This is a genomic window from Rothia sp. 18CD1-1 (genome assembly GCF_055285355.1).
On the sequence record NZ_JBUZLI010000008.1, the window covers coordinates 404,903 to 429,647 of the forward strand.

The following is a 24,745-nucleotide window of genomic DNA, read 5'->3' on the forward strand; positions in this document are numbered from 1 at the left end:
AAAAATATGGGTTTCTTTACACGACTCCGAGAAGACCTTGAAACAGTGCGAGCCCACGATCCCGCCGCCCGTAGCGACCTTGAGATTCTGTTGAACTATTCCGGTATGCACGCCATTTGGATACACCGGGTCTCACATCGCCTGTGGCAGAAGGACTCCACCAAGCTTTTAGCTCGCACCCTCTCGCAGTTCTCACGTTTTCTCACCGGTGTGGAGATTCACCCCGGTGCCCACATCGGTCGTCGTTTTTTTATCGATCACGGTATGGGTATTGTGATCGGGGAAACGGCGCAGGTTGGCGATGACGTGATGCTCTACCACCAGGTCACCCTGGGCGGTCGCTCCCTAGAAAAAACTAAGCGGCACCCCACTATCGGTGACCGCGTAACCATCGGGGCCGGTGCAAAGGTGCTTGGGCCCGTGGTCATCGGCTCTGATTCTGCGGTGGGTGGAAACGCTGTTGTTGTCCATGATCACCCGGCAGATTCGATTATCACGGGTATTCCTGCCAGGTCCAAGCCCCGCACCCCCGAAAAGCACGAGCCTCTGGTCGATGCTGTGGCCTATATTGATCCCGCTATGTGGATATAGGACATCGGCTGTGGTGGTGTAGACTAACCACACCGCCACAGCCGATGTTTCACGGTGCCAGTGCAGATCTAGTGCACGTGCACGTCGGCGGCATTGACCTCGCTGCGGTCACCGCTCCACAGGGTATGATAATCACCCTCTGCGTCAATACGCTGATAGGTGTGGGCACCAAAGAAATCGCGCTGGCCCTGAATGAGAGCGGCGGGAAGACGTTTACGCCGCAGACCATCATAGTAGCTCAACGATGACGCGAACACGGGGACCGGGACACCCAGGGCCGTTGCCTTGGCAACCACGCGCCGCCATGACGGCAGCAGATCTTCCATCAGCTCTTTGAAGCCGGGGGCGAGAAGCATGTTCGCCGGTACCGTATCGCCCGCGTACGCCTCCATAATTTTGCCCAAAAGTTCGGCGCGAATAATGCAGCCTGCCCGCCAGAGCGAAGCTACGACATCGAGTTTGTAGGTCCAGCCGTATTCGCCGGAAGCGGTCTTGAGCATATCGAGACCCTGGGCGTAGGCAACCAGTTTGGAAGCGAAAAGTGCTTTACGTACATCTTCAATGAACTCTTCGTCTCCGCGACCAACACCGGTACTTGCGATCAACCCGGCCGGTAGCTCTTCCTGCGCCAGCTCGCGTGCTTCAAGGTTAGACGATGACAGTCCGCGCGCAAAAACGGATTCCGCAATACCGGTGATCGGCGATGCCAGATCGATGGCAGCCTGTACCGTCCACCCGCCGGTACCCTTCTGGCCGGCCTGATCGCGGATCACATCTACGAGCGGTTTACCGGTTTTCTGGTCAACCTGAGAAAGCACCTCGGCGGTAATTTCGATGAGGTATGACGACAGGTCGGTCTCATTCCAGCGGCGGAAAATCTCTGCCTGTTCCGCGGGCTCAATGCCGGCCACAGAACGCAAGATATCGTAGGCCTCACCGATCACCTGCATGTCGGCGTATTCGATACCGTTGTGAACCATTTTCACAAAATGTCCGGCACCATCAGTCGATAACCAGGCACAGCAGGGCTTGCCGTCTTGCGGTGCTTTAGCCGCGATGGTTTCGAGCATGGGGCCCACCGATTCGTAGGATTTAGCGGAGCCACCGGGCATAATGGAGGGGCCCCAGAGTGCACCCTCTTCGCCGCCGGAGACGCCAACACCCACAAAGTGAATTCCTTTTTCAGAAAGATTCTTCTCCCGGCGGATGGTGTCGGGAAAATGTGAGTTACCGCCGTCGATAATAATGTCATCGTGATCAAGTAAAGGAACCAGCTGGTCGATCACCGCATCCACGGGCGCCCCGGCCTTGACCATAATCAAAATACGGCGGGGGGATTCGAGGGAATCGACAAGCTCTTGCAGGGTCTCGGTACGAATAAAATCACCCTCAGAGCCGTGTTCGGTAAGGAGGGCATCGGTTTTTTCAACAGACCGGTTATGAAGAGCCACGGTGTAGCCGTTTCGAGCCAGGTTACGCGCCAGATTAGCGCCCATAACGGCTAGCCCGGTGACACCGATATGTGCTTTGTGTTCTACTTTGTTTTCAGCCATAGCTCAACTGTACGCGCCAGCTTTTCGGGCTGGACGCAGGCGGCAACAGATTTTGCAGAGCGTGAACGCCTGTTGACCGTTACACCGTGTGAAAAAACAGTATGACCCCCGATGCGGGGGTCATACTGTTGTGGCGGTGGGTCCTACCGGGATCGAACCGATGACATCCACGGTGTAAACGTGGCGCTCTACCAGCTGAGCTAAAGACCCGTCTCACGCTGCGCACCGGACATTACCGGCTTACAGCGACAGGTAAACACTATACGCAGGTATTTGTGAGTGTGCAAGTTGATGTTCGAAAAAATTTTCTCCCTGCCCGCCTCACACCCCGCAATCCCCTCAAAAAACCGCACATTCCCGCGGCCTTTGAGGGGAAACGTTTTCGGCTCTAGCGGACCTGCTTCATCACCAGGCGGGTTGCGGACCAGTCTTTACCGGCACCCTCACTAGTGATGACATGTAATCCCGCCACGGGGGCAGCCTCCTGAATATCGCGCGGTGATACATACCCCTCGCGGCCAGATTTAGGGGTAAGCAACCAAATTACCCCACCGTCGTCGAGGCTGGACAGCACGTCCATCAAACCGTCTACAAGGTCTCCGTCGTCTTCACGCCACCACAGCAGTACGCCGTCGACCACTTCCTGGTCATCTTCGTCGAACAGCTCGGAACCTATCAGGTCTTCAAGCGCATCCCGTAGATCAAAGTCGACATCGTCGTCATACCCGAATTCCTGGATGAGATCCCCATCCTTGAAACCAAATTGGACTGCCGCTATATCCGCAGCGGTCTTGGTCTCGCTCACTGATATCCTCCTGAGTTCAAAATTTTCGTGGGAGAAAAGCCGCTGTACGCGACTCCTCTAAAGACAACTGAACACGCACAAGCCGCTGAGCGCAACTGAACACGACCGAACGGAGCCATGTTTCTTGACGTCGGGCTCCGCTTGTGATTCAAAAAACGAAATATATTCCGCTCACAGATGATTCTCCCGACAGGTCAAATTCCTCGGTTTGTGACACCATAGTAAGAGATAGCGTTACGGTCACCCTTGCCCCTAACGCCGGTTTCCGGGATCGCACAGTGGCGGCCCGGAACATCTTCAAATCATCAACAAAGAGAGGTTGGCAGTGGGACCCTCCGAGACCAATGACCATATTTTGAGCGCCCTCACCCATAGCTTTAAAGACACCGATGCTGAGGAAACAACCGAGTGGCTTGAATCTTTCGACGAACTGGTGGACTCCCAGGGCACCGAGCGGGCACAGTTTATTGTGCGATCCCTGCTCCAGCGTGCCGGCAGCCGCAGCGTTGAAGTTCCTATGGTGACCACCACCGACTATGTCAACACTATCCCCGTTGACCAGGAACCCGAATATCCAGGCGACGAGCAGATGGAGCGCCGCTACCGCGCCTACCTGCGCTGGAATGCGGCTGTGATGGTTCAGCGTGCACAAAAGTCAACCATCGGTGTGGGCGGTCATATATCCTCCTATGCGGGTATTGCGACCCTCTACGAAGTCGGTCTCAATAATTTCTTCCGCGGTACAGATCACCCCGGTGGCGGGGACCAGATTTTCTGGCAGGGCCATTCCTCCCCCGGCAACTATGCCAGGGCCTACCTTGAAGGCCGCCTGAGCGAGGAAGACCTTGATGGCTTCCGCCAGGAAAAAACCAAGGGTGAACACGGTATGCCCTCCTACCCTCACCCACGCTGCATGCCCGAGTTCTGGCAGTTCCCCACCGTGTCTTTGGGAATTGGTCCCATCAACGCCATTTACCAGGCACAGTTCAACCGCTACCTCCACAACCGCGATATTAAAGACACCTCCGAGCAGCACGTGTGGGCGTTTCTGGGTGACGGTGAGCTTGACGAGGTTGAGTCACGCGGTGCCCTCCAGCTTGCGGCAAACGACAAGCTGGATAACCTTACATTCGTGGTTAACTGCAACCTTCAGCGGCTCGATGGCCCGGTGCGCGGTAATGGCAAAATTATCCAGGAACTCGAGTCCTTCTTCCGCGGTGCCGGCTGGCACGTGATTAAGGTTATCTGGGGCCGTGAGTGGGATTCCCTTCTTCAGAAAGATAAGTCGGGCGAGCTCGTGCGCATCATGAACGAAACCCTCGACGGCGACTATCAGACCTACAAGGCAGAAGACGGCGGGTTTATCCGGGAGCACTTCTTTGGTAGGTCCCCCGAAACCAAAGAGCTCGTGGCCGATATGACCGACGACGAGATTTGGGCTCTCAAACGCGGGGCACACGACTACCACAAGGTGTATGCCGCCTATAAGGCAGCTCTCGAACACAAGGGCCAACCCACCGTTATTCTTGCCCAGGGTATTAAAGGCTACGGTTTGGGCACCCATTTTGAGGGCCGTAACGCCACCCACCAGATGAAGAAGCTGACCATGGAAGACCTTAAAACCTTCCGTGACCACCTGCGTATTCCTATCTCCGATGAAGAGCTGGAGAAGGACCTTTACAACCCGCCCTACTACCACCCCGGCTTTGATGCCCCCGAGATCAAGTACATGCTTGAGCGTCGCAGGGAGCTGGGAGGCTTCACTCCCGCCCGCAAGAATACCCAGCCCGAGATTGAGCTTCCCGGCGAGAAAGCATACCGGGGCGCTAAAAAGGGGTCGGGTAAGCAGCTGGCGGCATCGACCATGGCCTTTGTGCGGCTCATGAAAGATCTCATGCGTGAGAAAGATTTTGGCCAACGGATCGTTCCTATTGTTCCCGATGAGGCGCGCACCTTCGGCATGGATTCTTTCTTCCCCAACGCAAAAATCTACAACCCCAACGGGCAGAATTATCTGGCTGTGGACCGGGAACTCATGCTTGCCTATAAAGAATCCCCGGTGGGCCAGATCCAGCATGTTGGTATTAACGAAGCCGGTGGTACCGCAGCCTTCACCGCCGCGGGAACCTCCTATGAAACCCACGGCCTACCCATGGTTCCCGTCTATATCTACTATTCAATGTTCGGTTTTCAGCGCACCGGAGATGCCTTCTGGGCTGCCGGCGACATGCTCACCCGCGGCTTTATTGTGGGTGGAACTGCCGGACGCACCACGCTCACCGGCGAGGGCCTGCAGCACATGGACGGACACTCCCCGGTCCTGGCATCGACCAACCCCGCAGTTATCCACTATGACCCCGCCTACGGTTACGAGATTGCTCACATTGTCGAGCGCGGTCTGGAGCAGATGTACGGGCAGAAGGACGAAGACCACGATGTGATGTACTATCTCACCGTGTACAACGAGCCCATTGTGCAACCGGCAGAACCCGAAAACGTAGATGTTGAGGGGATTATCAACGGTATTCACCGCGTGTACCAGTCCCAGCTTGATGGCCCCAGGGTCCAGCTTCTCGCATCGGGTGTGGGCGTGGTCTGGGCAGAGAAGGCTGCACAGCTGCTGGCAGAGGACTGGGGTGTTTCCGCCGACGTGTGGTCGGTAACCTCCTGGACCAAACTCCGCCGTGACGGCATTGCCGCAGAGCGTGAGGCTTTCTTGACCGGCGAAAAACCGCGTACTCCCTTTGTGACCAAACAGCTTGAGGGAGCAACGGGGCCCATTGTGGCGGTCTCTGACTACACCTCGGATCTCATGGACGGTATTCGGCAGTACGTGCCCCATGAGTTCGCCACCCTCGGTACCGACGGTTGGGGCTTCTCGGATACCCGGGCAGGTGCCCGACGTTTCTTCAATATCGATGCGGAGTCGATTACTGTTCGGGCCCTGCAGATGCTGGCCCGGCGGGGCGAAGTAGATGCTAAGGCCCCGGCGGAGGCTTTTGCTCGCTACCGGATTGATGAAAATAAGCCCGCAACCCTGCCAAACGGCGAAGAGTAGCGGTCTCAGTCTAAGAGGTGGGCCCCTCTCGGGTCCACCTCTTTTTAGTTGCCGATGATCACCGGTATAGTCCCGGAGTGTATCGTCTCTTCACGGGTGCGGGTGTATTGTGCCTATCTGCGGGGTGAACCTCGCAAATGTCGCGTGGATTCTGCTGTGCTGGGTAGGATTTTCTGTAGCGGACACGGGGTGCCCCGTGGAGCAGTCTCCACAGTTTGAGGTAAGGATTCTTATGATTGCTATAGTTTGCCCCGGCCAGGGGTCCCAGAAACCGGGTTTTCTCGCTCCCTGGTTGGATGATGAAAAGGCTCGCGATCGCCTCGATAGGCTCTCCGCTGCTGCCGATCTCGATTTAGTGCACTATGGGACAGAAGCCGATGAAGAAACGATCAGGGACACGGCTATTGCTCAGCCCCTGATTGTTGCCGCGGGTCTACTCGCCGGTTCAGCACTTAAAAATTCACCCGCCTATGATTCTTCCCGGGTGGTTTTTGCCGGACATTCGGTGGGTGAGATCACCGCTGCCGCACTGAGCGGGGTGGTCAGCGAGGAGGATGCCATGCGGTTTATTCGGGTGCGCTCCCGCGGAATGGCTGAGGCAGCTGCCGCTGAAAAAACCGGTATGGCGGCCGTGCTGGGCGGTGTAGAAAATGAGGTTCGTGCGGCTATCGAATCCGCCGGCCTCAGTACGGCAAATATTAACGGTGCCGGCCAGATCGTGGCGGCAGGTACTCTCGATGATCTCGCATCTTTTGCCCAAAATCCGCCGGCAAAAACCCGTGTTATCCCGCTGAAGGTTGCCGGTGCTTTTCACACGGTTTGGATGCAGCCCGCGGTAGAGCCACTGGCCAATTTTGCGCAGACCCTCTCGCCCCGGGACCCGCAGGGAATACTTTTATCCAACCGCGACGGCGGCCAGCTTACCGATGGGCAGGCGGTTATTGACTCGCTGGTCTCCCAGCTGACCCGCCCGGTACGCTGGGACCTCTGTATGCAAACACTGGTACAGCAGGAGGTCACCTCGCTTCTTGAACTCGCACCGGCAGGAACCCTGGTGGGTCTGGCCAAGCGAGCCATGCGCGGGGTTCCGGGTATTCCCCTGAACTCCCCCAGAGACCTTGACACCGCCTACTCTGCCCTGGGCGCCTAATATTTTCTAGTAACCTATTTTCGAGTCAAAGGAAACCTATGACCTCGCTTAAGCAATCCCTCCCTCAGCGGTACTCCCGCATACTCAGCTACGGGGCCTCACGCCCCGACCTGACGGTGACCAATGACGACGTTGCCGGGCCCATTAACTCTTCCGACGAGTGGATTAGACAGCGCACCGGTATCGCCACCCGTCAGCGGGCTAGCGAAAATATTTCTGTCACCGATATGGCGGTAGAGGCAGCTCGGGAGGCGGTAGCTACCGCCGGTCTAGCTCCCGATGAGATCGATGCGGTGATTGTCTCAACTATCTCACACCCCTACGCTACGCCCTCCCTGGCTACTCTCGTTGCCGATGCCCTGGGCTCCACCTGCCCCGCCTACGATATTTCTGCCGCCTGCGCCGGCTTCTGCTACGGCATTGCGCAGGCAGATTCCCTGGTACGTGCGGGGGCAGCTCGCGCTGTGGTGGTTATCGGTGTTGAGAAACTCAGCGATTTTATTGATAACACCGAGCGGACCATCTCGTTTTTGCTGGGTGACGGTGCGGGCGCTGCCGTTGTTGGTATCTCTGACACACCGGGTATTGCACCCACTGTCTGGGGATCTGACGGGTCCCGCTGGGGCACCGTGGGAATGACTCATTCACTTCTCGATATACGTAACCGTGATTTTGTCGCCAACCCCGTTCGGCCGGGCGAGAAGGTATGGCCCACGCTCAGGCAGGACGGTCCCTCTGTTTTCCGCTGGGCGGTGTGGGAGATGGCCAAGGTTGCTCAGCAGGCCCTCGATCAGGCCGGTATCAGCGCAGACCAGCTGGGAGCATTAATCCCTCACCAGGCTAACGAGCGCATTATTGATCAGATGGTCAAAACCCTCAAGCTTCCCTCTACGGTCAAGGTGGGACGCGACATTGTAGAAGCCGGTAACACCTCGGCAGCCTCTGTTCCCCTGGCGGCCCACCGTCTTTTAGCGGAGAACCCTGACCTCTCGGGGACTTTTGCTTTGCAGATTGGTTTTGGGGCGGGCCTCGCCTACGCCGCGCAGGTGGTCACCCTCCCCTGATCTAGCTACCGCAGGGTAACGTGAAAACTCGTCCACTATTTTCTCATTTCACTGTCGCGGGCTCCCGGTACCAGCTGAAAAGACGATACTATTTTACGGAAGTCTTTTGTTTCAAAACTGTTGAAACTCAAGAAGCAGGTCTCCCGCGGGAGGCCGTCTACCGGCGAGCTATACGCTCTACTAAAATGTAAAGGAGCCATTAATGGCCAGCAAAGAAGAAATCCTCGCAGGCTTGGCAGAGATTGTCAACGAGGAAACCGGTGTAGAAGTTGAAGATGTTCAGCTTGAGAAGTCTTTCACCGAAGATCTTGACATCGACTCCATCTCTATGATGACCATCGTTGTCAATGCTGAGGAGAAGTTCGATGTCACCATCCCCGACGAAGAAGTGAAGAACCTGAAGACTGTCGGCGATGCGGTGTCCTTCATCGAAAACGCTAGCTAAAGACTAGCTGCCTGTATTGGGCGCGGTACATCATCTGTTGGCCGCGCCCATAATTATTTTAGATCTCCTATCACTGAAGAAAGCGTGAAGATGTCTCAAAAAGTCGTAGTGACCGGCCTGGGCGCAACCACACCGATCGGCGGCGACGTCGAGAGCACCTGGAGTAATGCTCTCAAAGGTGTTTCCGGTATTAGTAAGCTCGATGACCCCTGGGTTGAAGAATACGATTTACCCGTCTATATTGCCGGCAGAGTAGCGGTTGCGCCCCTTGATTCTGGGCGGTTGACCAAGGTGGAGGCCAAACGTCAGGATCCTTCCGGCCAACTGGCGCTCGTGGCTGCCCGCGAGGCTTGGGCAGACGCTGGTTTCTCTGCGGAGAATGCCGAAGAGGCCGAGGAAACCGTGCCCGAGCGCACCGGTGTTGCTTTTGGCACCGGTATCGGCGGTGTGTGGACCCTGCTAGAATCCTGGGATACTCTGCGTGAGCGGGGGCCACGCCGCGTTTTACCGTTGACGGTCCCCATGCTGATGCCTAATAGCTGTGCCGCTGCTGTCTCTATGACGCTGAGAGCTCGTGCAGCTGCTCAAACCGTGGTTTCTGCCTGTGCATCATCAACCGAGGCTATGGAGCTTGGGGCAGACATGATCCGGTCGGGAAAAGCCGATGTTGTGCTGGCCGGTGGTGCTGAGGCGGCTATTCACCCGCTACCTCTGGCTGCTTTTGCCAAAATGCAGGCACTGTCTTCGCGCAATGATGACCCTCAGGCTGCTTCACGGCCCTACGACGTTGATCGTGACGGTTTTGTGATGGGTGAGGGGGCTGCTGCGCTGGTGCTGGAGTCAGAGGAACATGCTCGTGCACGCGGTGCCCGTATCTATGCCGAGCTTGCCTCCACCGGTGTGTCAGCTGATTCTTTCCACATTACTTCTCCCGACCCGGACGCGCTGGGGGCTAGCCGGGCGCTTCGGGAGGCTCTAGAGGGCGGCAATATTACTCCGAAGACCGTGGTGCACGTGAATGCCCATGCGACATCAACTCCGGTGGGCGATATTCCCGAATCCCTTGCTTTACACCGGGTTTTTGGGGAGCACACCGAAAATATTGCTGTTTCTGCTACCAAGTCGATGACAGGCCACCTTCTGGGCGGGGCAGGTGCCCTTGAGGCCGTGTTGACGGTCAAGGCGGTACATGAGCGCAGGGCGCCCTGCACCATTAACCTTGAGAATCAAGATCCCCAGATTGACCTCGATATTGTTACCGATGCCCGTGATCTTCCCGAGGGGGAGATTGTAGCCATTTCTAACTCTTTTGGATTCGGCGGGCACAATGCTGTGGTGGCTTTCCGTAGCGTTGATTCTTAGATCCTCTATGCCCGGGGGTGCGCCTTCGCATAGGTGCTAGCCAGTCTCTCCACCGACACATGGGTGTAGATCTGAGTTGTTGCCAGCGAACTGTGCCCCAGCATCTCCTGGACAGACCGTATATCGGCCCCGCCGTCAACCATATGGGTTGCCGCCGTATGGCGAAAAATGTGGGCCCCGCTCGCCTCGGTATCTGGCACCTGAGCCAGTACCCCGCTGAGTTCTTGGCGGATCTGTCGAGGATTTGCTCGGCCCCCGCGGGGGCCGATAAAAAGGGCATCTTCAACCTGCCCTCTCCCAGCTCGAAACCAGACCTGCCTGCCCCGGTTGACCCATCGGTCGAGTGCCCGCATCGCCGGTTTTCCGCAGGGCACCACCCGTTCTTTATCCCCTTTACCAACCACCCGCACAGTGTAGTTCTCCCTATCGACACTCGACAGGTTGAGGTTGCACAGCTCTGATATGCGCAGACCGCTAGAGTAGAGAAGCTCAACCACCGCGGCCGCGCGTAGCAAATGAATATTGGTGGGGTCCTCTTTGAGTTCTTTCTCAATAGAGGAGATCAGAAAATCTATCTGTTGGCGGGTGAGCACCGCCGGTAGGTACCGGTCCTTCCGGGGAGAAGCGAGCGGAATCGCCGGGTTAGTATCGATGAGACCCTCGTCTTCAGCCCACGCAAAGAAAGTACGGACGGCGGAGATTCTTCGCGCAATCGATGACTTAGCCGCGCTGCTTTGGTGAATGCTGGCCAGCCACGAACGAATCAGGGCCACATCTACCTCTGCAAGCTGGGTGGCACCGGCCTGCTGCGCGTATGTGAAAAGAGCGGAGAGATCGGACTGATAGGCCCGAATAGTTTGCGGGGAACGAAATTTTTCATAGGTGAGATAACGCCAATAGTTTTCAAGCGTGCCGGCAAAAACCGCGTTATCACCCGGAGGCCGGGACCCCAGCGGCAGGGTGGGGGCAAGGCCGCGCTGAGGTGCTGTTCTACTCATGTTCGGACTCCTCGCATATGCCTTAGGTCTTCCCCTTATAAAATAAATTCTTCTCCTTGAATTTTAGTCGCTGACCCCCGCGTTCCTAGGCCTATACTGTGTTGATTTTCTCCAGGCGGAGCTCTTCTGCTCCGCAAGCCCCAGCTGCTGAAGTTGTGAGAGAGTAAGCAGGACCGTACGCGAATCTATACCGGATATTCCGCAGAGTTTATCAACCGTTGCGTGCTGTCTCAGCGGTAGCGCATCCCATAGTCGTTTCTGAGCCTCAGTAAGGTGGTGGGGCTTATCACTGTATTTTTCTGACGACTCGATAAAACAGCTGTTCTCACGGCGGGTGCTCTCAAACTCTGTTCGACAGTCGTCGATGAGTGTCTCAGCGTCGGTGGCAATATCGGCAAGATGATCCCGGATAAGCCGGTGGCAGCCCTCGGAGCTGGGGCTAAAAATCTGGCCGGGTACCGCCCTCAGCTCCCTTCCCAGTTCCAGCGCGTGGTGAGCAGTATTGAGGGCGCCCGAGCGCCAGCGGGCTTCAACCACCAGGGTAAGCATAGAGATGGCCGCTATCATGCGATTGCGCTGGAGAAACCGCCAGCGGGTAGGGGAAAACCCCGGTGCTACCTCCCCGAGCAGGAGCCCTTTTTCCATGATTTCTCGAAGGAGCGGTTCATTGTTCCTGGGATAGAAGCGGTCGGGACCCGCCGCCATGAATGCCACGGTGGGCACCTGGGCGGTCGAGGTTGCCAGGGCACTGCGGTGGGCAACCGAGTCGATCCCAAACGCCCCACCGGAAATAATGATTTTTCCGCGGGCAGCAAGGTCCCCCGCAAGGTGGGTTGTGGCCGACACCCCGTAAGCGGTACTGTCCCGGGAACCAACCACAGACATACAGTCCCCCAGTGTAAGCCGCTCCAGCAGGCTGCGGTTTCCCCTGCCCCAGAGGGCCAGGGGCTGTGCGGCGCCCAGGTCCGCCAGCTGCTGGGGCCAGTCACGGTCTTCTGGGATGCACAGCCAGGCATCAAGATGTTTGGCGGCTGTGAGTTCGTGCTCGGCGGGGCGTACCAGTCGACGGTGCTGCCAGCGTTGTGCACGGTCGGCAAGTGCCCTGGCCATCTGCTCCGCCAGATCTGGCGCAAGCTCCGTACCGCGGGCCTCCGATGCTCGGACCAGGTCCGAGCAGCGCGGCTTTGTGCGTCCGCCAAGAATACTTGCCACCGCCGGGGCCCCCAGCACCTCCACTGCCCCGTACACCACGGTGTCTTCAGGCTCGCTCAGGTGAAGTAACTCGGCGCGCGCCAGCCGAACCTGTTCAAGCTCCCTCCTATTTTCTTGAGTATCGACGGTCGTGTTGTTCACTGTTACTCCTGACACTAGCCCAAAATATGGGTCATATTACGATAGTAGAGCGCGAGATCGAGGTGGTCCTTCCCGGGAGAGGACGCACCGTCAAGGTCTGCCAGAGTCCAGGCTGTTCGTAGGACCCGGTCATAGCCCCTGGCGGTTAAACTGCCCCGATCGACAGCGGAAGAAAGCTCCCCGGTCAACCGGGCCGAAAGCCTCAGCTGTCCGCGCAAAATTTTGCCCCCCGGCCTCGGCATTGGTACTGATCCCGTAGGGGGAAAGTCTCTGCTTCTGGGCAGCACGGGCCTTCTCTACTCGCGCCCGAACCACCCCGCTCGATTCACCCGGGCTCGTTTGAACAAGCTCAGCCGAAGACACCTTGGGGACAAGTACCCGCATATCAATACGATCGAGCAGAGGCCCCGAGAGCCTCGCAAAATAGGTGCGGCGGTCACGTGAACTGCAGGTGCATTCAAGACCCCGCCCGGTATTGTTGCCGCAGGGACAGGGATTAGCTGCGAGTACGAGCTGGAAACGAGCCGGGTAAACTGCCGAAGCGGCGGATCGATCGATGCTGATCTCCCCCGTCTCTAGCGGCTGCCGGAGAGAGTCAAGTACACGGCGTTTAAACTCCGGGGCTTCATCGAGGAAAAGCACACCCCGATGTGCGCGCGAGATGCTACCGGGCTGAGGAATTCCGCTACCTCCACCCAGAAGAGCCGGGGTAGATGCCGTGTGGTGGGGAGCCTCAAAAGGCGGGGTTCGTATGAGGTCGCAACATTTCACACCCGCCGAGCACAGAGAATGCACCGCGGTAACCTCCATGGCTGCGGCATCGTCCAGCTCAGGAAGAATACCGTTGAGCCGTTCGGCTAGCATGGTTTTTCCGGACCCCGGCGGACCCTTGAAAAGAATGTGGTGCCCTCCCGCCGCAGCAATTTCCAGGGCCAGTCGGCCCTCTGCCTGTCCCGCAATATCTGCCATATCTTTAAAGAAAAATTCGGTGGGCGGTTTCTCGGCAATCCCCGAAACGGTGTGGGGCTGTGCCGGGTAGGTCACCGTTTCCGGGTCAGCACCCAGGGCTGTCAAAACATCTGCGAGGTAGGCAACTCCATGCACACTCGCCCCGGGGACAAGAGCTGCTTCTGCAGCATTGCCCTCAGGCACCACGAAACGGTGAAATCCAGTTTCCACGGCGGCGTGTACCGCGGGGAGAATACCGGGGATCGAGCGTATTGAGCCGTCAAGGCCCAGCTCCCCCAAGAAGATAGTATTTCCGCTCCCCCGGAGCTGTTTATCCGCCTGCAGTGCGGCCACCACCAGCGCAAGATCAAATCCCGAGCCGCGTTTGGGTAGGGTCGCCGGAGTAAGGTTGACAGTTAGCTTACGCTGCGGCAGTGGTAGACCCGCATTTTTAGCGGCGGAACGCACCCGGTCTTTGGCCTCGCTGAGGGCGGCATCGGGAAGCCCCAAGAGCACAAACCCCGGCAATCCCTGAGAAATATCAGCCTCAACCTCAACAATGTGGCCGGCAACCCCCACCAGCGCCACCGAGTAGGTTCGGGAAAAACTCACCTACACCACCGCCTGCACATGCTCCCAAACAAACGAGGTTGGGTTCCCGGTAATTGCGATGGCATCGATACGAAGTGTCCGGTACCGGTTATTAGGATGGCAACGACACCAGGTATAAGCAAGTACCCGCAGCCTTCTACTCTTAGCAGCACCAATAGCTTCAAGAGCATGACCGTACTCTGTCGAAGTTCGGGTTTTGACCTCAATAAAAACCAGATTATCGTCAGGATCCACCATCACCGCATCAATTTCACCGCACCCGGATGCCTCACTACCGGCTTCAGGACGCCAGTTACGCTCAAGCAGGGTGTACCCCAATGATTCAAGAACACAGACCGCGGTATGTTCTCCCCAACGTCCTACCCGTAGATGTTTACTGTACACGGTGTCATCGTCCTTCGAATAGTGATCAGCTCTTGCTGACATATTCCAATACCACAGAACGAAAAACCAGCGCAGGGGCTATCTGTGAATAACCAAGCACACTGTAAGCACCGGACTCCGCTCATCCACAGACCCCCGGTGCACATATTTTAGAGTAATAACAACCTGACACTACTGATAATTCCGGACCCCGAAAAGACCCCAGGACCCCAAAAAACCCTAGCCCTCTCCTGCAACCCCAGCGGCCCGCCGAACATACGCTTTCCTCACCGACTCAGCATCCACCCCCAGGTTCCAGGTCAACCGATGCTCAACACTGGGCCCCAGCTCACTCAAAGCCCTGCGATGGGAAACCGAACCGTAACCCTTATTTTTTGCCCACCCATAGGCTGAGTACCGGTGGTCCAGCTCACCCATCAGCCGGTCCCTATCCACCTTTGCCACCACCGATGCCGCCGCAATCGAGGCACACCGATAATCGCCGCGAACGACAGTTTTCACGGCGCCCCGCCAGGGAGTACTATCTCCCCATGCCTCGGCAAGGAGTCCTGTATACAGATCCAACCCATCGTCCCTGACAGGCGGTGAAAGCCAGTCGTGTCTGCCGTCGAGCAGCACCACCTCGGGGGAAGCCCCCGCGGTGGCAACAGCCCGGCATAGCGCCCGCTGACCGGCAAGACGCAGAGCACAGGTCATGCCCAGGGCATCAATCTCTGCCGGAGAAGCGTAGCCAACCGCGGTGGCACACCACCGATCAATAAGGGCAACCATAGCGGTGCGTTTCTTTTCGCTCAGCGCCTTCGAGTCAGTAAGACCGTCCACAGCCAGGGTGCTTCCGGCGGGAACAAAAGCAACCCCAACCCCCACCGGTCCGGCAAGGGACCCGCGGCCCACCTCGTCCATTCCCGCAACCAACTGAATACCCGACGAAAAGAAATCCCGCTCAACATCCAGCGTTGCCGTACGCTTTGGCCCCACCCCGCTAGCTGTTTTCAGACGCACCGGGCACATGGGTAAAGACCGCGGAGGCCCCCCCAATAAAACCAAAATGATTCAGCGGCCAGGCAACCACAAACACCTCGCCCTCCACACTGGAATCACTAATAAACTCTGTACCGTTCTCAATGTGGTACCGCGAATCCGCCGAGTTATCACGGTGGTCACCCAAGACAAAATAAGAGTTCTCCGGAACAATCACATCGAACTGAATCTCAGAGGGACGAGAACCGGGGTAAAGATAGTCCTCGGTGATCTCCTCACCGTTAACCGTGATCTTACCGTCGGCAGAACAGCACACCACGTGATCGCCACCCACACCGATAACCCTTTTCACCAGATAGTTATTCGAGGCATCGGGAAGAAGGCCCACAAAAGACAGCGCGTCCCGAATCGGGTTCGCCGTCTGGGCTGAAGTGTCTATCCAGCCCTGGGTATCTCTAAAAACGATGATGTCCCCCCGCTCAGCTCCACCCAGCTTTGCACCGGCAACATTCACAAAAACCCTGTCGTTGACCTGGAGTGTATTCTCCATAGAACCCGAGGGAATATAGAATCCGCGCACAACAAAAGATTTCAGCAAAAAGGCGATCACCAGCGCGTAGAGAACAACATAAAAGAGCTCTTTAACCTGCGCGCGAAAGCTGTTTTTCTCGCGCTCGCGGCGGGCACGGCGGGTGGTGGGTTCCTGTGAGCCTTTCTTTCCTCGCCGCCGTGACCGATTTTTTGACTCGGGAACCTGCTCGGGTTCAACCGGTCCACCGGTATAGGACTGATCCTCCGCCATAATAACCTTTCCGTATGTGATGCCACGCTAAGAGACAGTTTAACCGCTCAAGCTGAAAACGGTGGGCTAACTGCTCGGTTGTGGAGGGGGCAATTGTGCACGCCCAAAGAAAATCTGCACCCTACTGTTCTATCTCGCCCCAGCGAGAAAATGGCCAAGCAATAAAAATGGGCTTCCCGATCACCTTGTCAACCCTGACCATGCCGCCCCCGGGTGCTGCCAGAAGGTCACGCGAATCACGGGAGGCTGCGCGGTGGTCCCCCATGACCCACATTCTTCCCTCGGGAATACTGACCGTAAATTCGCTGGCAGAAGCCGAGTCACCGGGATACAAATAATCTTCGGTGACTTCCTGCCCGTTGACGGTGATTTTACCGTTAGTGCAGCAGGAAACGGTGTCCCCTCCCAGACCAATTACCCGTTTGACGTATACGGTGTCACTACCGGCAATTCCCAGCCACTGGCCGGCGGTCTGCAGCGGATTGCTCAGCCAGGGCGAAGCACCTCGGTAGGGGCTCAGCGATCCCTCACCGTCAAAAACCACCACATCACCGCGCCCAATATCGCGGTCTGTTCTGTCAACAATAATGCGGTCCCCGGGCTCCAGCAGCGGCCGCATCGACTCCGAGGGTATAGCGTACACCTCACAAAGGAAACCGCGAATAATGAGTAGCACGGTACACGCAAGAAGGAATGCCACAGCAAACAGGCGCCACCCCCGAAAACGGAGCCGGCGCCTGTTTGCTGATACTGACCTTTCGGTCTCATCCATAGACAGCCTAAAGAACCCTAGGCTTTGTTATCGCGTTTCTCACGGATACGAGCAGCCTTACCGTGGCGGTCACGCATATAGTAGAGTTTTGCGCGCCGGACATCGCCGCGAGAGACCACCTCGATCTTGTCAATAATCGGTGAGTGCAGCGGAAAAGTCCTCTCAACTCCGACGCCGAAAGAAACTTTGCGCACGGTAAAAGTCTCGCGCACCCCGCCGCCCTGACGGCCCACAACAAAACCTTTAAAGACCTGCACGCGGGAACGGTTACCCTCAACAATGTTCACGTGAACATTGAGGGTGTCTCCGGGGCCAAAGCTGGGAATGTCATCTCGAAGCGACCTGTTGTCAATAAAGTCAAGAGTCTGCATGATCTTCTCCTGAGGTACCAGCCGCAGGTCTAATACTCTCGTCTTGTGTTCGTCGACAGCAATTCGGTGACCGGGCACCGAAAAACACCGCGGCGAATAAACGTCGGTTACGTGCTCACCCGTTCTTAGCTTGCACGGTCACCCTGTTACGGTCGCTCTTCCCCCTGCGGCAGGGGCGCACCCAGAGTGGACACAAGAACTAATTATTACATTTTTTATGGATGACCGCCACAAAAGTATCGGGGTCCACAGCTGTGAGGCCTAACGCAGTCGAATATTTACCGGATATGAAATTTTGGTCTGATAGTAGTGTTTTCCCGAGGGGCGCACATAGATGTTGACCACGCGGTGTAACACCCCGATATCGAGAGCAAGCTGGGTAATCCTACCGCGCACCGTACTTTGAAAAGTGGCATAGGGTTGCAGTTTTGTGGCGGAGATTTGGTTGTTAAAAATCCCGTTGAACTGTGCCCCCAGCTGAAGTTCAGCATCGATAGCGTAGGGGTTGGGGTTGCGCAGTTCGAGATCAATCAGCACGACATCTCCGGGAACCGGCTTATCTTTCAGCGGCCATTTGCTGTATTTCAGAACAATTTCGGGGTTGGGCGCTTCTTCATCCCGGTCGGTGAACTGCATCTCAGTCGCCCCCTCCCGATGCACCTCTTCAGGTACCTCGGGGGGGCTGTCCAGCGCCAGGCCGTTGGCCGCCAAAGATTCCTCCGCTGATGTGGCGAACCCGGTCTTCTTGCTGTGTCGTGGGATGTATTCCGTGGTCATGGGAGCCTTTCAAAACAGTGCGCTTCATAGAGTGTGTGTTGAAACAGTATTTAGAATAGACTCAATAATTTTTTGGTACCAGACACCCTCAGGGGTACAAATGTCCACATATGGGAGGACACGGTGTCCCTTGTTTTATCGGGCTGTCCGAAATCTATCTCTTCGTCGTCTCGCTGACATGCAGAAACTCCAGTAGCCGGCGGTCATTGCTGTCCCAGCTCTCATCGGGTATTGCGGAGATCATATCGTAGCGCCTGTTAAAAGTGCGCTCTATCTGCCTGTCCCGGCGCCAGCGGGCTACCGCGGCATGGTTGCCCGATAGCAAAACATCGGGGACCTGTCGACCGCGCCATACCGCCGGCTTCGTGTACACCGGGTACTCCAAAAGTCCCCCGGTATGAGACTCCTCGACAAGGGAGTCGGGGTTGCCCACAGCACCGGGTAGCAATCGCACAATCGCCTCGATCATCACCATCACCGCGGCTTCACCACCGTAGAGCACATAGTCTCCGAGAGAAACCGGCAACACCCGAAAAGACTCCGCAGCCCAGTCAATCAGCCGCTCATCAATCCCCTCATACCGCGCTGGAGCAAAAACAAGGTGCTGCTCTTCAGACAGCCCGTAGGCCATCTCCTGACTAAACACCTCACCCGCAGGGGACGGAACAATGAGTAGTGCCCGCCCCTCCTCACCGACCTCAGAGTCAGATACCGCGGGTGAGCGCTCAAGAACTTCCTCCAGGGCAAGAGCCCAGGGCTCAGGCTTCATCACCATCCCCGCACCCCCACCGTAGGGTGTGTCATCAACCGTCCTGTGCCGATCATGGGTATAGTCGCGCAAATCATGGATACCAAGATCAATAATTCCGCGCCGCCGGGCCCGGCCCAAGAGGGAAAGTTCCAGCGGCGCCAAATACTCGGGGAAGATCGTCACAATATCCAACCGCACAGCCTAGTTCTCTCCCCCACCCGTCTCACGGCCAATACTGAACAATCCTTCCGGCGGATTAACCAGTACATAGCCCTCCTCTATATTGAGCTTGGGCACCAGCTGATCCACAAAAGGAATCATGACTTCTTCTCCGTCGGACAGCTCAAAGAGCAGCAGGTCCTGGGCAGGCATAGGTCGCAAACCCGTTACCCTTCCAATACCCCGACCCGACGGCTCCTCTCCCCGGGCCATCTCCCCGGCAAGGTAGACCCTCAGCCCCACAAGCTCATGTTCATAGTAGCCCTCGTCCCCGGCCTCCTCACTCTCAAACACCAGACGGGTATTCCGCAGGGCCTCAGCGGCATTGCGGTCTGAGACCTCCTCAAAACCCACCACAAGAATCTTCTTATTCCAGCGGGCAGACACAACAGTAAGCTGCCCGTCGGGCGCAAGCTGAGCCAGCTCACTCCGGGGACTAAAATCTTCAATATCAAGCTTTACCCCCTGCACAAACCGCGTCTCGGGGCTATCGGTAAACAGCTCAACCGTTACCTCTCCGCGAATCCCGTGGGGCTTACCAATCCGGGCAACCAGAACCTGCACTAAAAGTTCCCTTTATCCTCTCAATCAACACAAAAATGAACCTGAGCACATGGTATCACTCAGGTTCATTTCACTGTTTACACCGGCTACGCGTTCGAGCTAGCGTTTACGATCGGTATCAACAACGTCCACGCGAATACGGTCGCCGTCATTAATCGCGTCAATCACCGTTCGAATACTGTTGGCGGTTCTCCCCTGACGGCCGATAACCCGGCCAAGGTCCTGAGGGTTTACCCGAACCTCCAGGGTCTCACCGCGTCGGCCACTTCGAGACCGAACCAACACATCGTCAGGATGATTGACAATCCCCCGAACCAGGTGTTCGAGTGCATCAGCTAGCATCTTACTCAGCCGCTTCCTCAGCAGCTTCTGCTACCTCTTCAGCCTTTTCTTCTGCCTTGGGCGTGATAGCCTCGGGCAGAATAACCGAGCCCTTCTCGGGAACAACAAACTCGGGCTTTGACTCAACCGGCTTAACGGTATTCTCTGCCTTTTCACCCTTAAAAGTTGCCCAATCACCGGTCAACTTCAGAAGTTTACGGACCTGGTCGGTCGGTTGCGCACCAACAGAAAGCCAGTACTGAGCGCGCTCAGAATCAATCACGATCAGCGAGGGGTTCTCGGTCGGCTGGTAAATGCCGATCTCCTCGATCGCGCGACCATCACGCTTAGTGCGTGAATCCATCACCACAACACGGTAGCGGGGGTCACGGATCTTACCGAAACGCTTCAGACGAATTTTAACAGCCACTTTTGTGGACTCTCCTGTTTCTATTATTGGGGCGAGAAGTCAGTTCAGCGCTCGTGGGGCGAGCCTTCCCCTACCTCTCTGATCGAACACTATGCGACGCGGTGAGAGGGGCCGCGTGCATCGAGTACCAGAAAGATTATGCCAAAGAGAGGGAGTTTAGTCCAGATTCCACCCGCTTTCGGCCGGTGTGTCTTCCGCTATGATTCTCCCTTCCGGGCAAGCCATCTAGTCACGATATTTCTGTGCAAGCTTTCTGAGGTAATGCACCGCACGCTGGAACCGACCGCGAACCGCCGGCAAAACGGTACCACCTGTTTCTGCTGTTTCAGCCGAATACCGCAGCTCTTCCATGAGCGAAGGTTCACCGGTCTGAACACCCTGCCGTGGTTCCCCGCGAAGCTCTTTCCTGTCCTCGGCAGAACGCTGACCCGCAACGTCAGCCAGACCTAACCCAAAAAATGTTACCGATCCTAGAGCGGCCAGCCCCGCAGATTTTCCCCTGATACGGCGCACCGCCACCAGGGATGCGAGTGCACCCGAGGCAACAAATTTTCCGGCAGAATCAATACGCACCCCACCGTGCAGGCGCTCAGATCGGAATTTTATGCCCCTTCGCGAGACTCCCGCACCGTGTTTCTGACCGGGCTCAGGGACGGAAGGTTCAAAAATCCGGTAACCGTCCAGGCTCTCCATCTGTAGACTCTCCAGCACAACCTTTGCCAGTGCATCGGAGATTTCAAGCAGTTGAAGCACCGACTCCATACCCAGCTCCGATACCGAATCGTCAACATAGTTACGCAGTCGTCGCGCCTCGCTGGAATCGAGACCGTACACCCAGATGAGGTTCTCTACCCGTTCAGCTAAACGCACCCGGTTGAACGGATCGGGTAGGTTCCCCGGGAGATCCCACAGAGCATCGGCAGCTAAAGAATCCTGTTCAACACGGCGGGTAAGCACCTTGGGCGGCCCCCACACCAGGTCGATAACGGTACCATCGCCCGAATCATCGGGTACCGGATCCCCCACCACCGTGCGCATCCACTGTCCCCAGCTGCCGGGCTCGTCACCTCCACCGGTAGCACCTCCGGGAAGGATAAAAGAAAGATGGTGGTTCACCCCGGTTGACTCAGCCACCACGGAAGGTCTACCCGCACTGCGCAAAAGCATGAGCAGGGAAACCGGATCTGCGCTCACAAGACTCCAGCCATTATCCGAAGGTGCAGCCTCCACCGCCCCCGGAAGCTCCATCTCCCGGAGAATACCCGGTAGCATATCTACCTCAAGCTCCACCAGTGCTGCAGCCCTGGAATCAGAATCAAGCTGCACCGTCTCCCCCCAAAGGGTCACCGGTGCGCTCACCGTATACGAATCCTCCTCGACACACAGCCCCCCGCGCACGGGTAGCCTATCGAGAAGGTCAGAGATAAACTCATCGTAAAAATCGACTCCGGGTTCAAGATCCCCGGTACCGGTGGGACGCGCGGTGAGCAGGCGGCCACGGTGACTCATACACAGCACAAAAATATCAAGGTGGTTCATATCGGCCTCGTACACCATGACCTCGGGAAGATCTATACTAGCCGCCCGAAGAGCACTCACCACGTCGTCGGAGGTCGCCTCACTCACCTTCTGCTCATATTCAGAGGAGCTCTCTACCCCACCCACCGGTATATTCTCTTCCCCGGAGATGTCACCCCGATCCTCTCGCTCAGCCGGAGAATCACTGCCCGTGCCGCGCTCGGCAGCCGGGATACTCTCAAAAGAAATGATCTCCTTGGTCAGCATCTCTTCAAGCGCCTGAGCCGACAGGTCAATACCCTCAAACGAGGCTTGCGGCCCCTCCTGCGTCGGGCTCTCGCCCTCAGATGCCCCCGCGGAACCGAGAATACGCTCAATCTCAGCGCGCATTCTCTCATCGGAACCCCGCTGATCGGTCTCGTCTTCCGCACCCTCTGTCTCAAAACCCATACGCCCATAATCCAGGCTGACACGTACCCACGACGTCGTCAGCTGATCGGCTGAAGCTGAAGGCTCTTCCCCAGGTCCCCGGGGGGATGGATCAGACATGTTGGTCAAAATTCCTCACGATCATTATCTTGTGTGACACCGGGCCCTATGTCCGGTGCAGGCTCTCACTCGAACTTGTCTCAAAGACCCCTCCGGTGCGCAGCGCCAGCAGGCAGTCATTCAGACGACGGACAAATCCCTCGCTAAAATAGCGCGAAAACTCTTGGGGCTCCACCCAGGCGTAATCCAGCAACTCCTCGTCCTGAAGAACGATCGGTGTCCGGGGATCAACCACTCCACCGTCATAAATATAGTAGGTGGAATCTCCCCAAACCCCCATCTGTAGGCCGTGAAAAATTGCCAGCACCCGGCCGTGGGGCAGCTCAAGGCCGGTCTCCTCTCTCACCTCGCGAAAGCAGCCGTCCCTGGGTGCCTCCCCCGCCTCAACGGTGCCCCCGGGTAAAGACCACCCGTCCCGATAATTCGGTTGAACGGCCAGGATTCGGCCACCGCTATCGCGGATGAGCGCTGCTGCTGCCAGACGGCGGGTCGGAAGAGTCGCAATGAAGGCGACCAGTTCATCGTGATTAAGGTAGGTATCCGCCACTTATTTATCTCCGCCCAAAAATTTCTCAAAGCCCCGGGGCAGATTGAGATCATCCGCCTTAAAATCCTGGTTAGTCTGCCCAAAAGCCGACCCGGCAGCCGCCTTCTGCTTTTGCTTCTGCTGCAAAGCCTGCTGCTCCCTCTTGGCGGGGTTGCCCGAGCGCCCCTTCCTATTTTTACTGTTCTTCTTGTTATTTTTACGCGACTTCTTAGCCGCACCGGCCGCCGCGGCCATACCCGGCATTTGCATACCGCCGGGTAAACCGCTCATATTACCCGCCGCCATTTTTTTCATCATCTTCTGAGCCTGCGCGAACCGCTCCATCAGCTGGTTAACCTCGGAAACCGTTACACCCGCACCCGCGGCAATACGCGCCCGCCGTGAACCATTAATGATCTTGGGAGCAACACGCTCGTGCGGGGTCATCGACCGCACAATCGCCTCAACCCGGTCAATCTCTTTCTCATCAAACTGATCAAGCTGCTGACGGATCTGGGCCGCACCCGGCATCATCATCAGCAGCTTCTTCATCGAGCCCATCTTGCGAATCTGCTGCATCTGCGCAAGAAAATCCTCAAACGTAAAGTCTTCCTGATCAGCAAACTTTTGCGCCATACGGTCGGCTTCAGCCCTGTCCCAGTTTGCCTCGGCCTGCTCAATCAGGGTGAGAACATCGCCCATATCCAGAATACGGCTAGCCATGCGGTCGGGGTGGAACTGCTCAAAATCATCGACGTTCTCCCCGGTCGATGCAAACATGATGGGTTTGCCTGTCACCGAAGCAACAGACAGCGCAGCACCGCCTCGAGCGTCACCATCGAGCTTTGAAAGGACCACACCGGTAAAATCGACACCCTCGTTAAAGGCCAAAGCCGTGTTAACAGCATCCTGGCCAATCATCGCGTCGATAACAAAAAGTACCTCATGCGGATCAATCTCGTTGCGGATATTTCGAGCCTGCTGCATCAGCTCCGCGTCAACGCCCAGCCTGCCCGCGGTATCAACAATCACCACATCGTGAAGCTTAGCGCGCGCACTGGCCACCCCCTCGCGGGCAACCTCCACCGGGTCCCCGGTGGGAACATCAAACTCGCTCGTCACGCCGGGGTGCGGCGCAAAAACAGGCACCCCGGCGCGCTCGCCCACCACCTTCAGCTGGGTCACCGCGTTGGGACGCTGTAGGTCAGAGGCAACCAGCAGGGGCGTATGACCCTGGGCCTTTAACCACTTGGCCAATTTACCCGCCAGGGTGGTTTTACCGGCCCCCTGCAGACCCGCCAGCATAATAATGGTGGGGCCCGATTTGGCCATATTAATACGGCGGGTTTGACCACCGAGGATCTCTACCAGTTCCTCGTTGACAATTTTTACAATCTGCTGGCCGGGGTTTAGAGCCTCAGAGACCTCGGCCCCCAGAGCCCGCTCCTTCACCCGAGCCGCAAACTCACGAACCACGGGCACGGCAACGTCCGCATCGAGGAGGGCGCGGCGTATTTCCCGCACCGTCGAATCAATGTCAGATTCGGTCAAGCGACCTTTACCGCGCAGGTTTTTAAAAGTGTTGGTCAGACGATCAGAGAGCGAATTGAACACGGGCCGTGAACCACTTTCGATATCGGGGGTTGAGGTGCGAACCTCGAAAATTTCTAAATCTCCACTAAGAATAACGTATCCGGCGATCCGCCACCGGGCTGTTCGCTGAGAAACTAGAAAACTCTCCGGCGTCCCCCGCGATCTCCTCCGTTTTCACGGCAACCCCAAATCTTAACCCCACACTTGTCCCCCAAAAGGCATCAGTTTTCAACGATTTAAAGGACGGG

Annotated in this window: 23 protein-coding genes, 1 tRNA gene and 1 pseudogene; 6 read left to right on the forward strand and 19 right to left on the reverse strand. The window is 57.0% G+C overall.

The annotated features are described in order from the left end of the window. Positions 1–6: 6 nt before the first annotated feature. Entirely contained in the window at positions 7–591 is a 585-nt protein-coding gene (gene epsC / locus ACS1BR_RS08885; protein WP_463561593.1) for a serine O-acetyltransferase EpsC, read from the forward strand. 68 nt (positions 592–659) lie between these two features. Here the strand turns inward: epsC and gndA are convergent, their stop codons facing one another. From gndA to ACS1BR_RS08900, 3 genes are all read right to left on the reverse strand, one after another. After that, a complete protein-coding gene (gene gndA / locus ACS1BR_RS08890) occupies positions 660–2,144 on the reverse strand; it encodes an NADP-dependent phosphogluconate dehydrogenase (protein ID WP_463561594.1) in 1,485 nt (494 codons plus the stop codon). A gap of 137 nt (positions 2,145–2,281) precedes the next feature. Beyond that, positions 2,282–2,354: transfer RNA gene (locus ACS1BR_RS08895), tRNA-Val, on the reverse strand. A 178-nt stretch (positions 2,355–2,532) separates the two neighbouring features. Beyond that, positions 2,533–2,949 (reverse strand): DUF3052 domain-containing protein, encoded by a 417-nt coding sequence (locus ACS1BR_RS08900; RefSeq protein ID WP_463561595.1) that lies wholly within the window; start codon positions 2,947–2,949, stop codon positions 2,533–2,535. Positions 2,950–3,274: 325 nt separating this feature from the next. On the opposite strand from ACS1BR_RS08900, the gene aceE reads away from it, so the two are divergent. From aceE to ACS1BR_RS08925, 5 genes are all read left to right on the forward strand, one after another. Further along, positions 3,275–6,007 carry a pyruvate dehydrogenase (acetyl-transferring), homodimeric type gene (gene aceE / locus ACS1BR_RS08905; protein ID WP_463561676.1) on the forward strand — a complete coding sequence of 911 codons (2,733 nt, stop codon included), beginning with the start codon at positions 3,275–3,277 and terminating at the stop codon, positions 6,005–6,007. A 232-nt stretch (positions 6,008–6,239) separates the two neighbouring features. Next, a complete protein-coding gene (locus ACS1BR_RS08910; RefSeq protein ID WP_463561596.1) occupies positions 6,240–7,157 on the forward strand; it encodes an ACP S-malonyltransferase in 918 nt (305 codons plus the stop codon). A gap of 38 nt (positions 7,158–7,195) precedes the next feature. Next, on the forward strand, positions 7,196–8,221 hold the full coding sequence (locus ACS1BR_RS08915) for a beta-ketoacyl-ACP synthase III (protein WP_463561597.1): 1,026 nt from the start codon (positions 7,196–7,198) through the stop codon (positions 8,219–8,221). Between the two features lie 202 nt (positions 8,222–8,423). Next, positions 8,424–8,666 (forward strand): acyl carrier protein, encoded by a 243-nt coding sequence (locus tag ACS1BR_RS08920; RefSeq protein WP_463561598.1) that lies wholly within the window; start codon positions 8,424–8,426, stop codon positions 8,664–8,666. A 90-nt stretch (positions 8,667–8,756) separates the two neighbouring features. After that, positions 8,757–10,028: a beta-ketoacyl-[acyl-carrier-protein] synthase family protein gene (locus ACS1BR_RS08925; protein WP_463561599.1), complete on the forward strand. Its 1,272-nt coding sequence runs from the start codon at positions 8,757–8,759 to the stop codon at positions 10,026–10,028. Between the two features lie 5 nt (positions 10,029–10,033). On the opposite strand, the gene ACS1BR_RS08930 is transcribed toward ACS1BR_RS08925, so the two are convergent. The 16 genes and pseudogenes from ACS1BR_RS08930 to ffh all read right to left on the reverse strand — a co-directional run bounded on the left by ACS1BR_RS08930 (position 10,034) and on the right by ffh (position 24,518). Next, positions 10,034–11,026, reverse strand: a complete 993-nt coding sequence (locus ACS1BR_RS08930; RefSeq protein ID WP_463561600.1) for a tyrosine recombinase XerC — start codon at positions 11,024–11,026, stop codon at positions 10,034–10,036. A gap of 63 nt (positions 11,027–11,089) precedes the next feature. Then, complete coding sequence (locus ACS1BR_RS08935) at positions 11,090–12,379, reverse strand: DNA-processing protein DprA (RefSeq protein WP_463561601.1); 1,290 nt, start codon at positions 12,377–12,379, stop codon at positions 11,090–11,092. Positions 12,380–12,393: 14 nt separating this feature from the next. After that, positions 12,394–13,939, reverse strand: a pseudogene (locus ACS1BR_RS08940) (YifB family Mg chelatase-like AAA ATPase). Beyond that, the gene (locus tag ACS1BR_RS08945; protein ID WP_463561602.1) at positions 13,940–14,365 is read right to left on the reverse strand and encodes a YraN family protein; all 426 of its coding nucleotides are present in this window, start codon (positions 14,363–14,365) and stop codon (positions 13,940–13,942) included. A 177-nt stretch (positions 14,366–14,542) separates the two neighbouring features. Beyond that, complete coding sequence (locus ACS1BR_RS08950; protein WP_463561603.1) at positions 14,543–15,301, reverse strand: ribonuclease HII; 759 nt, start codon at positions 15,299–15,301, stop codon at positions 14,543–14,545. Between the two features lie 4 nt (positions 15,302–15,305). Further along, positions 15,306–16,106 carry a signal peptidase I gene (gene lepB / locus ACS1BR_RS08955; RefSeq protein WP_463561604.1) on the reverse strand — a complete coding sequence of 267 codons (801 nt, stop codon included), beginning with the start codon at positions 16,104–16,106 and terminating at the stop codon, positions 15,306–15,308. Between the two features lie 121 nt (positions 16,107–16,227). Next, positions 16,228–16,806 carry a signal peptidase I gene (gene lepB / locus ACS1BR_RS08960; RefSeq protein WP_463561605.1) on the reverse strand — a complete coding sequence of 193 codons (579 nt, stop codon included), beginning with the start codon at positions 16,804–16,806 and terminating at the stop codon, positions 16,228–16,230. An 89-nt stretch (positions 16,807–16,895) separates the two neighbouring features. Then, positions 16,896–17,249 (reverse strand): 50S ribosomal protein L19, encoded by a 354-nt coding sequence (gene rplS, locus ACS1BR_RS08965; RefSeq protein WP_463561606.1) that lies wholly within the window; start codon positions 17,247–17,249, stop codon positions 16,896–16,898. Between the two features lie 261 nt (positions 17,250–17,510). After that, positions 17,511–18,026 (reverse strand): hypothetical protein, encoded by a 516-nt coding sequence (locus tag ACS1BR_RS08970; protein WP_463561607.1) that lies wholly within the window; start codon positions 18,024–18,026, stop codon positions 17,511–17,513. Between the two features lie 154 nt (positions 18,027–18,180). Continuing rightward, the gene (gene trmD / locus ACS1BR_RS08975) at positions 18,181–18,975 is read right to left on the reverse strand and encodes a tRNA (guanosine(37)-N1)-methyltransferase TrmD (RefSeq protein ID WP_463561608.1); all 795 of its coding nucleotides are present in this window, start codon (positions 18,973–18,975) and stop codon (positions 18,181–18,183) included. A gap of 3 nt (positions 18,976–18,978) precedes the next feature. Then, on the reverse strand, positions 18,979–19,560 hold the full coding sequence (rimM, locus tag ACS1BR_RS08980) for a ribosome maturation factor RimM (protein ID WP_463561609.1): 582 nt from the start codon (positions 19,558–19,560) through the stop codon (positions 18,979–18,981). A 99-nt stretch (positions 19,561–19,659) separates the two neighbouring features. Next, a complete protein-coding gene (locus tag ACS1BR_RS08985; RefSeq protein ID WP_463561610.1) occupies positions 19,660–19,902 on the reverse strand; it encodes an RNA-binding protein in 243 nt (80 codons plus the stop codon). A 1-nt stretch (position 19,903) separates the two neighbouring features. Then, positions 19,904–20,311 (reverse strand): 30S ribosomal protein S16, encoded by a 408-nt coding sequence (gene rpsP / locus ACS1BR_RS08990; RefSeq protein ID WP_463561611.1) that lies wholly within the window; start codon positions 20,309–20,311, stop codon positions 19,904–19,906. A gap of 225 nt (positions 20,312–20,536) precedes the next feature. Continuing rightward, positions 20,537–22,378: a hypothetical protein gene (locus ACS1BR_RS08995; RefSeq protein WP_463561612.1), complete on the reverse strand. Its 1,842-nt coding sequence runs from the start codon at positions 22,376–22,378 to the stop codon at positions 20,537–20,539. Between the two features lie 46 nt (positions 22,379–22,424). Further along, on the reverse strand, positions 22,425–22,925 hold the full coding sequence (locus ACS1BR_RS09000) for an NUDIX domain-containing protein (protein ID WP_463561613.1): 501 nt from the start codon (positions 22,923–22,925) through the stop codon (positions 22,425–22,427). Continuing rightward, positions 22,926–24,518, reverse strand: coding sequence for a signal recognition particle protein (ffh, locus tag ACS1BR_RS09005; RefSeq protein WP_463561614.1), 1,593 nt, complete (start codon positions 24,516–24,518; stop codon positions 22,926–22,928). Positions 24,519–24,745 lie beyond the last annotated feature (227 nt).

Bases quoted from the DNA above. Each gene is read 5' to 3' on its own strand.
- epsC (WP_463561593.1), top strand. From the start codon at position 7: ATGGGTTTCTTTACACGACTCCGAGAAGACCTTGAAACAGTGCGAGCC.
- gndA (WP_463561594.1), bottom strand. From the start codon at position 2,144: ATGGCTGAAAACAAAGTAGAACACAAAGCACATATCGGTGTCACCGGG.
- ACS1BR_RS08910 (WP_463561596.1), top strand. From the start codon at position 6,240: ATGATTGCTATAGTTTGCCCCGGCCAGGGGTCCCAGAAACCGGGTTTT.
- ACS1BR_RS08915 (WP_463561597.1), top strand. From the start codon at position 7,196: ATGACCTCGCTTAAGCAATCCCTCCCTCAGCGGTACTCCCGCATACTC.
- ACS1BR_RS08920 (WP_463561598.1), top strand. From the start codon at position 8,424: ATGGCCAGCAAAGAAGAAATCCTCGCAGGCTTGGCAGAGATTGTCAAC.
- ACS1BR_RS08925 (WP_463561599.1), top strand. From the start codon at position 8,757: ATGTCTCAAAAAGTCGTAGTGACCGGCCTGGGCGCAACCACACCGATC.
- ACS1BR_RS08930 (WP_463561600.1), bottom strand. From the start codon at position 11,026: ATGAGTAGAACAGCACCTCAGCGCGGCCTTGCCCCCACCCTGCCGCTG.
- ACS1BR_RS08945 (WP_463561602.1), bottom strand. From the start codon at position 14,365: ATGTCAGCAAGAGCTGATCACTATTCGAAGGACGATGACACCGTGTAC.
- lepB (WP_463561604.1), bottom strand. From the start codon at position 16,106: ATGGCGGAGGATCAGTCCTATACCGGTGGACCGGTTGAACCCGAGCAG.
- rplS (WP_463561606.1), bottom strand. From the start codon at position 17,249: ATGCAGACTCTTGACTTTATTGACAACAGGTCGCTTCGAGATGACATT.
- ACS1BR_RS08970 (WP_463561607.1), bottom strand. From the start codon at position 18,026: ATGACCACGGAATACATCCCACGACACAGCAAGAAGACCGGGTTCGCC.
- ACS1BR_RS08985 (WP_463561610.1), bottom strand. From the start codon at position 19,902: ATGCTAGCTGATGCACTCGAACACCTGGTTCGGGGGATTGTCAATCAT.
- ACS1BR_RS08995 (WP_463561612.1), bottom strand. From the start codon at position 22,378: ATGTCTGATCCATCCCCCCGGGGACCTGGGGAAGAGCCTTCAGCTTCA.